11 protein-coding genes are annotated in these 15,321 nt (G+C 58.0%); 4 read left to right on the top strand and 7 right to left on the bottom strand.

Annotated elements, in window-relative coordinates; translation table 11 throughout:
- The first annotated feature begins 59 nt into the window (after positions 1–59).
- Positions 60–560: a serine protease inhibitor ecotin gene (gene eco / locus AB8804_RS04155; protein WP_371183369.1), complete on the top strand. Its 501-nt coding sequence runs from the start codon at positions 60–62 to the stop codon at positions 558–560.
- 106 nt (positions 561–666) lie between these two features.
- Here eco and mqo read toward each other — a convergent pair whose 3' ends face one another.
- Positions 667–2,316, bottom strand: a complete 1,650-nt coding sequence (gene mqo / locus AB8804_RS04150) for a malate dehydrogenase (quinone) (protein WP_371183367.1) — start codon at positions 2,314–2,316, stop codon at positions 667–669.
- A gap of 187 nt (positions 2,317–2,503) precedes the next feature.
- Between mqo and AB8804_RS04145 the strand changes: the two genes are divergently transcribed.
- Positions 2,504–3,787 carry a SulP family inorganic anion transporter gene (locus AB8804_RS04145; protein WP_371183509.1) on the top strand — a complete coding sequence of 428 codons (1,284 nt, stop codon included), beginning with the start codon at positions 2,504–2,506 and terminating at the stop codon, positions 3,785–3,787.
- Here AB8804_RS04145 and mgtE read toward each other — a convergent pair.
- The 6 genes from mgtE to AB8804_RS04115 form a co-directional block, all read right to left on the bottom strand.
- Positions 3,750–5,186 carry a magnesium transporter gene (gene mgtE / locus AB8804_RS04140; RefSeq protein WP_371183364.1) on the bottom strand — a complete coding sequence of 479 codons (1,437 nt, stop codon included), beginning with the start codon at positions 5,184–5,186 and terminating at the stop codon, positions 3,750–3,752. The genes AB8804_RS04145 and mgtE overlap by 38 nt on opposite strands.
- A gap of 204 nt (positions 5,187–5,390) precedes the next feature.
- Positions 5,391–7,034: a multidrug ABC transporter permease/ATP-binding protein gene (locus AB8804_RS04135; protein WP_371183362.1), complete on the bottom strand. Its 1,644-nt coding sequence runs from the start codon at positions 7,032–7,034 to the stop codon at positions 5,391–5,393.
- A gap of 57 nt (positions 7,035–7,091) precedes the next feature.
- Positions 7,092–7,760: a DNA oxidative demethylase AlkB gene (alkB, locus tag AB8804_RS04130; RefSeq protein ID WP_371183360.1), complete on the bottom strand. Its 669-nt coding sequence runs from the start codon at positions 7,758–7,760 to the stop codon at positions 7,092–7,094.
- Positions 7,760–8,818 (bottom strand): bifunctional DNA-binding transcriptional regulator/O6-methylguanine-DNA methyltransferase Ada, encoded by a 1,059-nt coding sequence (gene ada / locus AB8804_RS04125; protein WP_371183505.1) that lies wholly within the window; start codon positions 8,816–8,818, stop codon positions 7,760–7,762. Before ada ends, alkB begins: the two co-directional genes overlap by 1 nt.
- A gap of 72 nt (positions 8,819–8,890) precedes the next feature.
- Entirely contained in the window at positions 8,891–9,946 is a 1,056-nt protein-coding gene (apbE, locus tag AB8804_RS04120; protein WP_371183358.1) for an FAD:protein FMN transferase ApbE, read from the bottom strand.
- 113 nt (positions 9,947–10,059) lie between these two features.
- Positions 10,060–11,151 carry a porin OmpC gene (locus tag AB8804_RS04115; RefSeq protein ID WP_371183356.1) on the bottom strand — a complete coding sequence of 364 codons (1,092 nt, stop codon included), beginning with the start codon at positions 11,149–11,151 and terminating at the stop codon, positions 10,060–10,062.
- Between the two features lie 741 nt (positions 11,152–11,892).
- On the opposite strand from AB8804_RS04115, the gene rcsD reads away from it, so the two are divergent.
- Positions 11,893–14,565 (top strand): phosphotransferase RcsD, encoded by a 2,673-nt coding sequence (gene rcsD / locus AB8804_RS04110; protein WP_371183354.1) that lies wholly within the window; start codon positions 11,893–11,895, stop codon positions 14,563–14,565.
- A 16-nt stretch (positions 14,566–14,581) separates the two neighbouring features.
- Positions 14,582–15,232 carry a response regulator transcription factor RcsB gene (gene rcsB, locus AB8804_RS04105; protein ID WP_003859405.1) on the top strand — a complete coding sequence of 217 codons (651 nt, stop codon included), beginning with the start codon at positions 14,582–14,584 and terminating at the stop codon, positions 15,230–15,232.
- The last annotated feature ends 89 nt before the right edge of the window (positions 15,233–15,321 follow it).

The following is a 15,321-nucleotide window of genomic DNA, read 5'->3' as shown; positions in this document are numbered from 1 at the left end:
AATCATTCATATGGGTTATGCTAGTCTGAATCCGTTCGTTTTAACAAAAAGGAATAACTGTGAAAAACGCCCCTAAATTTGCCATTGCCCTGATTGCCGCTGCCGTGAGCGTCAGCGCGTTTGCTAATGACGCTCAGAAAGAGCAGCCGCTGGAAAAGGTCGCGCCGTATCCGCAGGCGGAGAAAGGCATGAAGCGCCAGGTGATTCAGCTGCCCGCTCAGCAGGACGAAGGGAACTTCAAGGTCGAGCTGCTGATCGGGCAAACGCTTGAAGTGGACTGCAACCAGCACCGCCTGGGCGGCCAGCTGGAAAGCAAAACCCTGGAAGGCTGGGGTTATGACTACTACGTCTTCGACAAAGTGACGTCTCCGGTCTCCACCATGATGGCCTGCCCGGACGGCAAAAAAGAGAAGAAATTCGTGACCGCGTACCTGGGCGACAATAGCCTGCTTCGCTACAACAGCAAGCTGCCGATCGTGGTGTATACGCCGGAAAACGTGGACGTGAAGTATCGCGTGTGGAAGGCGGACGAGACGGTCGGTCAAGCGGAAGTACGTTAAGAATAAGTCGGGTGGCGGCTTCGCCGGGCCCTCACCCAACGCTCTCCCACCGGGAGAGGGAGAAAACACTAAAAACGGTAACGGATGTTACCGTTTTTCTTTTACCCTACAGCGCGATATCCGCCACCGGCTTGTTTTCCGGCTGAGGCTTCAGCTCCGCTTTTGGCGCAGCGTCTGCCGCCTGCGGCTTGATGTACTGCAGCTGCAGAACGCGGCTGGTATACTCCAGCTCCTGCTCCGTGGCGTCGACGTTGCCGTTCAGCTTCGTGCCGTAAGACGGAATAATGGTTTTCAGCTTCGCCTGCCACTCCGGGCTGGCAACTTTATCTTTAAACACTTTTTCCATCAGGTGCAGCATGATTGGCGCAGCGGTTGACGCGCCCGGTGACGCGCCCAGCAGCGCGGCAATGGTGCCATCCTTATCGCTCACCACTTCCGTACCCAGACGCAGCACGCCGCCCTCTTTCGGATCGCGCTTGATGATCTGCACGCGCTGGCCCGCCTGCCACAAACGCCAGTCCTCTTTCTTCGCCTGCGGATAGTACTCTTTCAGCGCCGCAAAGCGGTCGTCGTCAGAGAGCATCACCTGGCTAATCAGGTATTTCACCAGATCGAAGTTATCCAGACCCACGTCCACCATCGGCTTGAAGTTGGAGGTGGTGGTCGCGCTCAGCAGGTCGAACAGCGAGCCGTTTTTCAGGAACTTCGTTGAGAAGGTGGCGAACGGCCCAAACAGCACCACGCGCTTGCCGTCCAGCATGCGGGTATCGATATGCGGTACGGACATCGGCGGCGCGCCGACGGAGGCCTGGCCGTAGACTTTTGCCAGATGGCGGTTCACCACTTCCGGGTTTTCAGACACCAGGAACTGGCCGCCCACCGGGAAGCCCGCGTAGTCGTCAGCTTCAGGAATACCGGTCTCCTGCAGCAGCTTCAGCGCCGCGCCGCCCGCACCGATAAAGACAAACTTCGCCTTGATGACGCGCTCGGCATCGTTGTTTTTCAGATCGGCAACGGTCACGCTCCAGCTGTTGTCCGCATTGCGCTTGAATCCGCGCACCTCGGTGCTGAGCTGCAGGTTGAAGTTCTCTTTCTTCTTCAGAGCGCCCACCAGCTGGCGGGTGATTTCACCGTAGTTCACGTCGGTGCCGATTTCGGTACGCGTGGCGGCCACCTTCTGGTTCGGATCGCGTCCTTCCATGACCAGCGGCGCCCACTCTTTGATCTGCGCGTGATCTTCAGAATACTTCATGCCGCGGAACAGGGTGCTCTGCTGCAGGGCCGCGTAGCGCGCGCGCAGGAAGTTAACGTTCTGGTCGCCCCACACAAAGCTCATGTGCGGCACGGTGTTGATGAAGGAGTGCGGATCGTGCATCACGCCGCTGTTCACCTGGTGAGACCAGAACTGGCGGGAGATCTGGAAGGCTTCGTTAATTTCAACCGCCTTTTCGATACTAATGGAACCGTCCTTTTTCTGCGGCGTATAGTTCAGTTCCATGAGTGCCGAATGGCCGGTACCGGCGTTGTTCCAGCCGTTAGAACTCTCCTGCGCCACGCCGTCGAGGCGCTCGACCATGGTCATCGACCAGTCCGGCTGCAGCTCTTGCAGATAGGTTCCCAGAGTAGCGCTCATGATGCCGCCACCGATTAAAAGGACGTCCGTTTCCTGCTCTTTTGGCGTTTCCGCTTTTGCCGCCATGGAGACGGCGTTCAGCCCCACGGCCAGGGTAAAGAGCATGGCAGTCATTTTTTTCATAATTTATGCCTTCGTTGAAATGTACTTGTGCGTGGAAATTGCAGGTGAAAAAAACTGCGGGGGCAACGGTAGCAACTTTTAAATATTGTTTAAAGGTTACGAAATTATTGTAATTGTGAAATTTAATGGTGGAATGTTTGTGTGGCATTCCGCCTGCGGGTAGTAAAGCGCGCGGATTGTGGCTACTATGCTGCACTTTGTGATCGCGCGCACGGAAGCCTGCCCTAACCTGCGAACTGCTATGCCTTTAACTCAATCTCAAGATCGCGTTGCCAACGTGATTCGTTCCCCTTCTCGCCTGATGCGCGAAACGCTGGCGGGCGTAATTACCGCCCTCGCCCTGATCCCGGAAGTGATTTCGTTTTCGGTGGTCGCGGGCGTCGACCCGAAGGTCAGCCTGGTTGCCTCCGTGGTGCTCTGCTTTGCGCTCTCCGTGCTGGGCGGCCGCCCGGCGATGGTAACCGCGGCCGCGGGCTCCGTCGCGCTGGTCATCGGGCCGATGGTGCACCAGCACGGCGTTCAGTACATTCTTCCCGCCGTGATGATGGCGGGCGTCATTCAGATCCTGTTCGGCGCGCTGGGAATGGCGCGGCTGATGCGCTTTGTGCCTCAGCCGGTGATGACCGGGTTTGTTAACGCGCTGGGGATCCTGATTTTCTTCGCCCAGGTTCCGCATTTCTGGAGCCGCAGCCCGCTAATTCTCGGGCTGTTCGTCCTGACGCTGCTGATCGTGCTGTGGGTGCCGCGCTACGTTAAAAGCGTGCCGTCGCCGCTGATCGCCATCGTGGTATTAACCCTGTTCACCGTCACCACCGGGCAGGTTCTGCCGACCGTGGGCGACGAAGGCTCCATGAGCGGCGGCCTGCCGGGGCTGACGGAGCTGCTGGTGCCGCTCAACCTTGAAACGCTGAGCATCATCTGGCCCTGCGCGCTGAGCATCGCGTTTGTCGGCCTGCTCGAATCGCTGCTGACCGCGAAGCTGGTGGACGAGCTGACCGCCACGCCGTCAAGCAAGCGTCGCGAGAGCATTGGGCTGGGCGTCGGGAATATTCTGGCCGGATTTTACGGCGGCATTGCGGGCTGCGCGATGATCGGGCAAACCATCGTCAACGTGGAGATGGGCAAAGGCCGCAGCCGCGTCTCCACGATCGCCGCCGCCGCCGTGCTGCTGGTGCTGGTCACGGCGCTGAGCGAGGTGATGGCAAAAATTCCGATGGCCGTGCTGGCCGGGATTATGGCCATCGTAGCGGTGAAAACGTTCAGCTGGCACAGCGTTCAGCCCGCGGCCCTCAAGCATGCGCCCATAGCCGAAACGCTGGTGATGCTGGTGACGGTGGCCGCCACCGTCTCAACCGGTAACCTGGCGATTGGGGTGCTGGGCGGGATCGTGGTGATGGTCATTCTCCCCGCCCGGCTCAGGCGCGCGCGCCTGGCTAAAGAAGAAACACCGTCGCCAGACCAAGGAAAATAAAGAAGCCGCCGGTGTCGGTAATGGCGGTGATCATCACGCTCGACCCCACCGCGGGGTCGCGCTTCAGCTTAGTCATCGTCAGCGGGATGATGACCCCCATCATCGACGCCACCAGCAGGTTCAGCACCATCGCCAGCATCATCACGCCGCCCAGCGCCATATCGTCGTACAGCCACCAGGTGATGCCGCCCATGATCCCGCCCCACACGAGGCCGTTAATCAGCGCCACGCCCATCTCCCTGAAGATCAGGAAGGCAAAGTTGCCGGGCTGAATGTTCTCCAGCGCGAGGGCGCGAACGATCATGGTGATGGTCTGGTTGCCGGTGTTGCCGCCAATGCCCGCCACGATCGGCATCAGCGAGGCCAGTGCCACCAGCTGGGAGATGGTGTGCTCAAACCCGTCGATGACGCGCGAGGCGATAAACGCGGTGCAGAGGTTGATCGCCAGCCACGCCCAGCGGGTTTTCACCGCCTTGCCCACCGAGGCGTGTACGTCATCTTCCGCGCTGATCCCGCCGAGGGCGCGCAGGTCGTTGTCGGTTTCTTCGTAGACCACGTCCACGATCTCGTCGATGGTCAGACGCCCCATCAGCTTGCCGACGGAGTCCACCACCGCGGCGCTGACCAGGTCATCACGTTCGAAGGTACGGGCCGCTTTCTCAGCGTCATCTTCCGGGGAGAAGACCATCGGCTCGGTTTCCATCACCTCGCTCACCCGCCGCTGCGCGCTGTTGAGCAAGATGGTTTTCAGCTCCAGCTCGCCGAGCAGGGTTTTGTCCCGCGAGGTGACGAACAGCTTATCGGTGTTGTCCGGCATCTTGCCCAGCCGGCGCAGGTAGCGCTGCACGGTGCCGAGCGTGACGTCCGGACGCACCATGATGACGCCGAACTCCATGATCGCGCCGACGCTGTTTTTCTCGTAGTGCATCACCTGGCGCACGCGGGCGCGCTCGTCGGCCGGCAGCGAGGCCAGCAGGCGTCCCGTCAGGTTTCGCGGCAGGTGCTGCACGAGGTAAATCTGCTCGTCGATGTCGAGCGTCTGAACCGCATCGAGGATGTCGCGGTCGCTCATCTCGTCGATCAGGTCGTCCCAGACGTTTTCAGAGGCTTCGAGCAGAACCTGCCCGCGCTCGTGGTCCTGCACCAGGCGCCACAGGGCGTGACGCTCCTCGGACGGCAGGGCTTCAAGCGTATCCGCCAGATCGGGCGGCGGCAAATGGGCGACCAGCGCACCTACCTCAGCAATATCGTCGGCTAACGTGCCGACATCATATTGCTCAGCCAGGGTCAGTTTGCCCAGTAGCGAAGAGGTGACCGCTTTATCGGTCGTGAGGAGCCAGATGAGGCGCGCACGCTCCTGATCGCGCAACCTTGCGCTGTTTTTTTTCAATACCGACATTAATCATAAATCCATGAAATGAGATGGCACTAAGCATAGCGCGGAGATATGTAAATAAGAATAAACAACGGCGGGAGATGGAGAAAAAAACGGCATACGGACCGCAATTTGTTCCCTCTCCCGATGGGGTGAGGGATTCCCACAAATTTCAGCCAGGCACAGAATACACCCTCTCCATTCAGGGAGAGGGTTGGGGTGAGGGCTTCAGGCCGTGCGCGCCACCGCATCACGCGACGCGGCGTCGCGCTCGTCACCGGTCAGCTCGCTCAGCCTGCCGTCGCGCATCTCCAGCAGTCGATCGGCATGGATGAAGTAGTGGTCGTCGTGGCTGATGGCAAAGATGGTCTTGCCCATCTCCTTCATCAGCGGCAGCAGCACCTGATAGAACTCGCGGCGGAAGTGCGGGTCCTGATCCGCCGCCCATTCGTCCAGCAGGATGATATCGCGCTCCTCAGCCAGGGCCAGCAGCAGCGCCACGCGCTTCTTCTGCCCTTTAGAGAGCTTAAGATTGAGGATCCTGCCGTCCTGCAGCTCCAGCTTGTGCGACATCTGCAGATGCGCCAGCCACTTCTCCACCAGCGCCGGATTGGCCTCCTGCCCTTCCGGGCCGAGCAGCCTGTCGAAGAGCCAGACGTCCGTGAACACCGCCGAGAACAGCTTGCGGTAGTCCTCCGGTTTCTCCGCGCTCAGCGCCTTGCCGTCGAGCAGAATTTCCCCCGACTGCGGCTGATACAGCCCGGTCAGCAGCATCGCCAGCGTCGATTTTCCGCTGCCGTTGCCGCCAATCAGGAACAGCAGCTCGCCGCGGTGCAGGGTCAAATTAATCGGCCCCACCGAGAAGGCGTTGTCCTGGTAGCGGAAGGTCACGTCGCGCAGCTCAAGGGTTTGCCAGTTCGGGAACGCCTGCGGGCGCGGGAACTCGGCCCTGAACGGCGCGAGGTCAAACTTCCTGAGCTTGTTAAAGGCCACCTGGGCGCTGAGCAGCGTGGGCAGCGCGCCGACGGCGGACAGCAGCGGCGTGCGCAGGAACAGCAGCGTCAGCGAGTAGGTCGCCGCAACGTTGGTATCGGCCCAGCCGAGGCTGTTTGCCATCCAGAACACCAGCCCGATGGCGCCGAGCATCATAATGTTCGACCAGTTCACCGCGCTCAGGTGGAACGTATCGGCGCGAATAATGTGGTGACGGTATTCGCGCGCGTCCGGGATGTAGAGGTGGTTATAAATATGCTCGGCGCGCTCGCGGTTCAGCGTCAGCTCCTTGCGCCCTTCCAGCACCGTCTGATAGTCGTTATAGAGCTTATCTTCCGTTTCCCGCAGCACCGCCATGTGCTTATAGACGCGCGACACCAGCAGGAATCCGCCCCAGATGGTGATGACAATCCACAGCGCGGTCACGGCCAGCATTTTCGTGGAGAGCCAGGCCAGATAGGCCGCGGAGCCGAAGGTCAGAATGATCCCCTGCACCAGCTCCGGCAGGCGCACGAACGCAATGGTGATGGCGCGCACGTCGCTGGTCAGCCCCGCCAGAAGGGAGGCGCTGCCGAGCTGCTCGATCCGCTCTACCTGGGTATCGAGGATCCGTTTGATAAACTCGCCGCGCAGGCGGAAAACGAAGTGGTGGCCCAGCGCGGTCAGGGCGAGCTGCGAGCCGAGCGTCACGGCCATCAGCAGCAGGAGCAGCCCAAGAAACTCCGGCAGAACGGAGAGCGAGGTGTCGACCATTTCGATAAGCCGCACGTTGATAAACGCAATCAGCCCAATACCCAACGCCGCGCTGGCGAGGCTGAGCGCCATCACCGCGATAAATGGCCAGCGGTACTGACGCCAGACAAGAAGAAGTAGTTGCATGCAAAGCAATCCGAACAGGAAAAAACAGCCAGCAGTGTAAACTGCCTTACGCGCACATCAAGAATAATTCTTATTTTTATTCGCTATTCCCGCCTGGCGGAACGTCAGGTTATAGCGGAACTCGCCCGTCAGGGGGTGATCGCCGGGCTTAAGCGGCTGAATACCGTGGTAATACAGCCGCGACTCCCGGCCCCAGACCACCACGTCACCGTGCTCCAGCATCAGGCGCTTCAGCGGATCGTTACGCCGCAGGCCGCCAAACTGGAAGACGGCAGGCAGGCCGAGCGAGACGGAGACGATCGGCGCGTGCAGGTCCGGCTCGTCTTTGTCCTGGTGCAGCGAGAGCTTCGCGCCCACCGCGTAGCGGTTGATAAGGCAGGCGTCCGGCTGAAAATCAGGGTAGCCCGCCTCAACCGCCGCGTCATGGCACAGCGCCGCAAACAGCGATGGGATCGGCGGCCAGGGCCTGTCGGTCACGGGGTCGGTTTCGGCGTAGACGTAGCCGCGCGCGTCCGTCGCCCAGCCCAGCGTGCCGCAGTTGGTCATCGCAACCGACATGGTGTAGCCTCCCGGCGTCACCATATGGCGAAAAGGCGAGACCGCCGCGACCGACGCGATCGCGTCAAACAGCGCCGCCGCGCGCGACAGCGCAAAGCGGCGCAGGATTGTCGCCCCCGGCGCGAGCGGTTCCTGCCAGGGTTCGGCGTCGGCAAAGAGATCGAGCATTAGTCCTCCTGCGTTTTGGCTTCGCGCCGTAAAAGCTGCGCTTTACGCGCCGTTCCCCAGCGGTAGCCGGACAGCGCCCCGTCGTTTCTGACTACGCGATGGCACGGAATAACAATCGCCAGCGTATTTGCCGCGCATGCGCCCGCTACCGCGCGCACGGCGTTCGGTTTGCCGATGCTGCGCGCCACCTGCTGGTAGCTTGCCGTCTCGCCGCAGGGGATCGCCCGCAGCGCCTGCCAGACCTGCTGCTGAAAGGCCGTTCCGCGGATATCCAGCGGCAGCGTCAGGGGCACGCCTCGGCCGTCGATGCTGGCGATAACCCGTTCAATCCGCTGGGCAAATTCCCCCAGAACCGGCTCAGGCCGCGCGTGGGGGAACACCGACGCCAGTTCATTTATTAACGCGCTGTCGTCGTCACCCAACAGTATCGCGCAGATCCCACGCTCGCTTTCCCCCACCAGGCAGCGGCCCAGCGAGCAGTCACCGATGGCGTAACGCACGGCAGCGTCGCCCTTGCGATACTGTTTTGCGGTCATCCCCAGCGCGGCGTCCGCTCTGCGATAGTAGCTGCTGCTGTCCGGAAACCCCGCCGCCAGCACGGCATCGGTAACGTTGTCACCGTGCGCGAGCGCGCTGCGCAGGCGTTTTTCCCGCGCCGCCTGCTGCCAGGCTTTGGGCGTCATGCCGGTGATGGATTTAAACAGGCGGTGGAAGTGGAAGGGACTCATGGCCACCTGCCGGGCCAGCCGTTCCAGCGTCAGGGTTGGATCGTCTTCCAGCAGGCGGCAGGCCTGCTCCACCTTCGCCAGCTTTTGCTCCTGCGGATCGATTTTGTCCGGCATGCAGCGCTTGCACGGCCTGAACCCGGCCTCGATTGCGCGCTGCGCATCGGGATAAAACCGGACGTTTTTGCGCAGCGCGTGGCGGGCGCGGCAGGACGGGCGGCAGAAAATGCCGGTCGTTTGCACGGCAAAGACAAACTGATTATCCGCGTGCGGATCGCGGGCCAGCACGGCCAGCCAACGATCCTCATCGGTACTCAAGGCTACATGTTTCATCATCGACTCCTCCTACAAGCATATGCATACCTTGCCCGAGCGCCAGCGAAGAAAAACCCGCAACCTTGCTTTTTAATTTTTATCGCTCACCAGGAAGCTCTGAAACTGCGGCGAGCGCCAGGTTTTAAACCCGTCCGCCTCTTTAGTGATCATATAGACCGCCAGCCCCTCCTGGCGCACCACTTCCTTGGCTTTTTCCGTTCCCAGCACCATCAGCCCGGTATCCCAGGCATCCGCTTCCAGCGCCGTCGGCGCGATAACCGTTACGGAAACCAGATTATGCTCGATAGGGCGACCCGTCTGGGGGTCGATCACGTGCGAAATGCGCTTTCCGTCAAGCTCGTAGTAGTTGCGGTAGCTGCCCGAGGTGCTGATGCCGTGACCGTTAATGTCCACCACCGCCTGCACCGCGTTTTGCCGATCGGTAGGCTGCTGGATCGCCACCCGCCACGGCTTGCCGCTGGCGTTCATGCCGCGGCTGACTAGCGCGCCGCCAACGGACACCAGATAGCGTGAGATCCCCTCTTCTGCCATCAGCGCGGCTAAGTGGTCTGCGGCATATCCTTCCCCTACGGTCGAGAGATCGACAAACAGGTCGGGAATGTCTTTTTGCAGATACTGCTGGCCGTACTGGTTGATTACCGTCAGGTGCTGCAGGCCCGTGCGGGCGCGGGCATCGTCAATGGCGGCCTGGTCGGGGGTTTTGACCGGCTGCCTGTTGGGGCCAAACCCCCAGAGGTTCACCAGCGGACCAACGGTGACGTCCATCGCGCCGTGCGTTTTATACCCCACGCGCATGGATTCGGTCACGATGTCCGCCATGGCCTCGCTCACCGGCCACAGCGAGGTGCTTTTCGAGAGGTTGAAGCGCATCAGCGCGGAGTCGTTTTTATAGGTCGAAAGCAGCTGATCGTCCGCGTCCAGCTGCGCCTGAATTTTGTCGCGCAGCTCGCTAGCCCGCGCGCCGTCGAGGTTCATCACGCTGACGCGCCAGAAGGTCCCCATGGTTTTCCCTTCCAGCACCGTCGCGGCGGGCGCGTCGGTATTAGCGGTTTGCGTGGAAGAGTCGCACGCGGTCAGGAAAAAAAGCGTTGCCAGAAGGCTGGCGCGTAAAAAAGTCATGTCCATTCGTTATTATCCTCATGCCAGGGCGGCAAGAGTACACCAAAAAAGAGGTTTTTAAGACGCTAAAAGGCATGAAAAAAGGGGCCAAATGGCCCCTTGCAATACTGTGTAACGAATTAGAACTGGTAAACCAGACCCAGCGCTACGATGTCATCAGTACCGATGCCCGCCTGACGGGTGAACTCGTTTTCATCAACCAGGTTGATTTTGTAATCAACGTAGGTAGACATGTTTTTGTTGAAGTAGTAGGTCGCGCCAACGTCAACATATTTCAGCAGGTCCTGGTCGCCGTAGCCGTTGTCCAGGTCTTTACCTTTAGACTGCAAATACGCCACGGATGGACGCAGGCCGAAGTCGAACTGGTACTGAGCAACCACTTCGAAGTTCTGCGCTTTGTTGGCCCAGCCCAGGTTACCGGCGCGAGTTGCGTTGTAGGTCTGGGTGTACTGCGCTGCCAGGTAGATGTTGTTCGCGTCGTATTTCAGACCGCCGGTGTAGGTTTCAGCGCGGTCGCCGTTGCCGTAGGCCAGGTTGTTCTGCGCGTCAGTACGCTTGGAGCTGGTGATAGCCGTACCGATACCGAAGCCTTCGCCCAGATCGTAAGTGATAGAACCGCCGTAGCCGTCGCCGTTCTGACGCAGTTCGTCACGGCCGTTGTTGGTCTGGCCTTCACCGCTGGCGCTGCCGTTTTTACCCTGATACTGCAGAGCAAAGTTCAGGCCGTCCACCAGACCGAAGAAGTCGGTGTTACGGTAGGTTGCCACGCCGTTTGCACGGGACTGCATGAAGTTGTCAGAACCGTAGGTGTCGCCGCCGAATTCTGGCAGAACGTCGGTCCAGGAGGTCACGTCGTACACAACGCCATAGTTACGACCGTAGTCGAAAGAACCGGCATCGCCGAATTTCAGACCGGCAAACGCCACACGGGTCCAGGAGTTGTTTTCGTTTTCTGCGGAGTTACCCTGAATCTGGTATTCCCACTGGCCGTAACCGGTCAGCTGATCGTTAACCTGCGTTTCGCCTTTGAAGCCCAGACGCATGTAGGTCTGGTCGCCGTCTGCGCTCTTGTCATCAGAGAAATAGTGCAGACCATCAACTTTGCCGTACAGATCTAATTTGTTGCCGTCTTTGTTGTAAATTTCAGCCGCATTCGCTGCGCCTGCTACCAGCAAAGCTGGTACCAGGAGGGACAGTACTTTAACTTTCATTTTTTAACCCTCTGTTATATGCCTTATTATTTACCACTGCTTACTGGTCAACCCTCTTAACCAGTCGGCGTTTTCATTGTCCTTAAAAATACAGAATAATCCAACAGGAATATGATACGAAAACTTTGAAGATGTTTCATTTATCCATAAACATGTTTCCAATTGTAAATTTGAGGGAACTTTCACAAAGCACGCAAGGATTAAAAATACCGCACGGATAATCAATAAAATTAAAAAAACCTTTAATATCAATATAATGTAAGGCGCAATTTTAGAGCACTGAATGACAAAACAAAATCGCTTGATTTCTCTAAAATAACTCTCGCTATCATCATTAACTTTATTTATTACCGTCATTCAGTTTTGAATGTCTGTTTATCCCTAATTGAGCCGAATGCCCTGCATTCGGTTTTTTTTTACGCTTCTTTACGTAAAATGACTTTTTTTATGCTACAGCGATGAAATTATAATGACTATTAACTAAATCACTCCCCCGCGCGGTTCGTGATTAAAAGTTTGCCAGAAAACTTAATTTCTTGTTTATTCGTGCTATTCCTACCCCTTGATTGCCAATTATTTGTACGGTTAAGCCGCCGTTGTACACATTTAAACCGCTGTGGAAGCAGCATAATTCCTGCGGAAAAAGTCCTGAGTCACCCACTATGGCGCTGGAATTTCAGGTATTACCCTTTATACTGCCGTATCCCCTTACCGCGCGGCCACTATGGGTTAAACATATCAATGAGTCAGACTGAAACTCCCGCTCCGGGCAAATTCTCTCTTTTACCGGGAAGTATTACCCGTTTCTTTCTTCTATTGATCGTGGTGCTGCTCGTCACAATGGGGGTGATGGTCCAGAGCGCGGTGAACGCGTGGCTCAAGGATAAGAGTTATCAAATTGTCGATATCACCCATGCGGTGCACAAGCGCATCGACACGTGGCGCTATGCCACCTGGCAGATTTACGACACTATCGCCGCCGCGCCCGCTACGGCGTCCGGAGATGGCCTGCAGGAGACGCGCCTGAAGCAGGACGTCTATTACCTCGAAAAGCCTCAGCGCAAGACGGAAGCCCTGATTTTTGGCTCGCACGACAGCGCAACGCTTGAGATGACGCAGCGTATGTCCTCGTATCTCGACACCCTGTGGGGCGCAGAGACGGTGCCGTGGTCGATGTATTATCTCAACGGTCAGGACAACAGCATGATCCTGATCTCCACCCTGCCGCTGAAAGACCTGTCGTCCGGCTTTAAGGAAACGACCATCGGCAGCATCGTGGATTCCCGCAGAGCGGAAATGCTGCAGCAGGCGAACGCGCTGGACGAGCGCGAAAGCTTTTCTTCCCTGCGCCGTCTCGCCTGGCAAAACGGGCACTATTTTACGCTGCGCACCACCTTTAACCAGCCGGGACATCTGGCGACGGTCGTCGCGTTTGACCTGCCGATTAACGACCTGATCCCGCCGGATATGCAGCTGGACAGCTTCCGCCTGGATCCTGACAACACCACGCAGAATATGCGCACGCCGCCAGATAAAGAGGGCGCGGAAAGCGTTTCGATTTCCTTTAACGGCTCGAAGATTGAAATTTCGTCCTCGCTAAACTCAACCGGCATGCGCCTGGTGTGGCAGGTACCATTCGGCACCCTGCTGCTCGACACGCTGCAAAACATCCTGCTGCCGCTGCTGCTGAATATCGGCCTGCTGGCGCTGGCGCTGTTTGGCTACAGCACGTTTCGTTTCCAGACGGGGCGTCAAAACGAATCCTCGTCGGTATCCACCGGCACCAGCAACGAGTTGCGCGTGCTGCGCGCGCTTAATGAAGAGATTATCTCCGCGCTGCCGCTGGGCGTTCTGGTCCACGATCAGGAGGCCAACCGCACGGTGATGAGCAATAAAATCGCCGATCACCTTCTTCCGCACCTGAATCTGCAAAACATCACCACCATGGCGGATCAGCACCAGGGCGTGATTCAGGCGACGATCAACAATGAACTGTACGAAATCCGCCAGTTCCGCAGCCAGGTCGCGTCGCGCACGCAAATCTTCGTCATCCGCGATCAGGACCGCGAGGTGCTGGTGAATAAAAAGCTTAAGCAGGCGCAGCGGCTGTACGAGAAGAACCAGCAGGGCCGCGCCGCGTTTATGCAAAATATCGGCGACGCCTTCAAGCAGCCGCTTAAGGCGCTTGCCGAGCGCGCCGCCGCCCTGAGCACGCCGGAAGGCCATCAGCTGGCTAACCAGGCTGACTCCCTGGTTCGTCTGGTGGACGAAGTTCAGCTCGCCAACCAGCTAGAAAACGACGGCTGGAAGGGAACGCCTACCCTGTTCTCGATTCAGGATCTGATCGACGAAGTGGTGCCTGAAGTGCTGCCCGTCACCCGCCGTAAAGGGCTGCAGCTGCTGATCAACAACCATTTATCCGCCACCGATGAACGCCACGGCGATCGCGAAGCGCTGCGGCGGATCTTGCTCATGCTGATCCAGTACGCGGTGATCACCACCCAGATAGGCAAGATCACGCTGGAAGTCAGCACCGATGAGTCTGCGGAAGATCGCCTGACGTTCCGCATTCTGGACACCGGCGAAGGCGTGACCGTCAGCGAGATCGATAACCTGCACTTCCCGTTCCTGAACGACACGCAGAGCGACCGCTACGGCAAGGCCAACGCCCTCACCTTCTGGCTGTGCGATCAGCTGGCCCGCAAGCTTGGCGGCCACCTGAACATCAAGACCCGCGAGTCGCTCGGCACCCGCTATTCTCTGCACGTGAAAATGGCCGCCAACCCGCAGGAAGAAGACGAAGAGCGTCTGCTGGACGACGTGGTCGTGATGGTTGACGTCACCTCGAATGAGATTCGTCATATCGTGGTACGTCAGTTAGAAAACTGGGGCGCGGCCTGTATCACCCCGGACGAAAGGCTATCAAGTCAACAATTTGATCTGTTTTTAACGGATAATCCGTCTAATCTTACTGCCTCGGGCTTGCTTTTAAGCGATGATGAGCCAGGCGTGCGAAAAATCGGCCCCGGCCAGATGCGCGTCAACTTTAATATGAGCAATGCGATGCAGGACGCTGTACTCCAACTGATAGAGGAACAGCTGGCGCAGGAAGAGATTCTGGAGTCTCCGTTAGGCGGCGATGAAAATGCCGAGCTCCATGCCAGCGGATACTATTCACTCTTTGTTGATACAGTTCCAGATGATGTTAAGCGGTTGTATACTGAGTCCGCCGCGAATGATTTTGCGGCGCTGGCACAGACAGCACACCGGCTTAAAGGGGTGTTTGCCATGCTTAATCTGGTTCCCGGCAAGCAGTTATGTGAAACGCTGGAACATCTAATTCGTGAGAAAGATGCCTCTGGCATTGAAAAATACATCAGCGACATTGACGCCTACGTCAAAAGCTTGCTGTAGCAAGGTAGCCTTATACATGAACAATATGAACGTAATTATTGCCGATGACCATCCGATTGTACTGTTCGGTATTCGCAAATCACTTGAACAGATCGAGTGGGTGAATGTAGTCGGTGAATTTGAAGACTCAACAGCACTTATCAATAACCTCCCAAAACTAGACGCACACGTGCTCATTACCGACCTCTCCATGCCTGGAGACAAGTACGGTGATGGGATTACGCTTATTAAATACATTAAGCGCCATTTCCCGGACATCTCGATCATTGTTCTGACCATGAACAATAACCCGGCGATTTTGAGCGCCGTACTGGATCTGGATATCGAAGGGATCGTCCTCAAGCAGGGCGCGCCGACAGACCTGCCAAAAGCGCTGGCCGCGCTGCAGAAAGGTAAGAAGTTCACGCCGGAAAGCGTTTCCCGCCTGCTGGAAAAAATCAGCGCTGGCGGTTACGGCGACAAACGTCTCTCTCCGAAAGAGAGTGAAGTGCTGCGCCTGTTCGCTGAAGGGTTCCTGGTAACCGAAATTGCCAAGAAGCTGAACCGCAGTATCAAGACCATCAGTAGCCAGAAGAAGTCAGCCATGATGAAGCTGGGCGTGGATAACGATATTGCGCTGCTGAACTACCTCTCCTCCGTAACGCTGAGCGCGACGGACAAGGATTGATCCCCACTGTAAATGCCGGGTGGCGCTCGCGCTTACCCGGCCTACAAAACCCGTAGGCCCGCGCAAGCGCAGCGCCGCCGGGCAAATAA

The organism is Enterobacter sp. KBR-315C3_2022, assembly GCF_041399425.1.
Classification (GTDB): domain Bacteria; phylum Pseudomonadota; class Gammaproteobacteria; order Enterobacterales; family Enterobacteriaceae; genus Enterobacter.
Note: the sequence above shows the minus strand (reverse complement) of the source record. Positions and strands in the feature narration are given on the sequence as shown.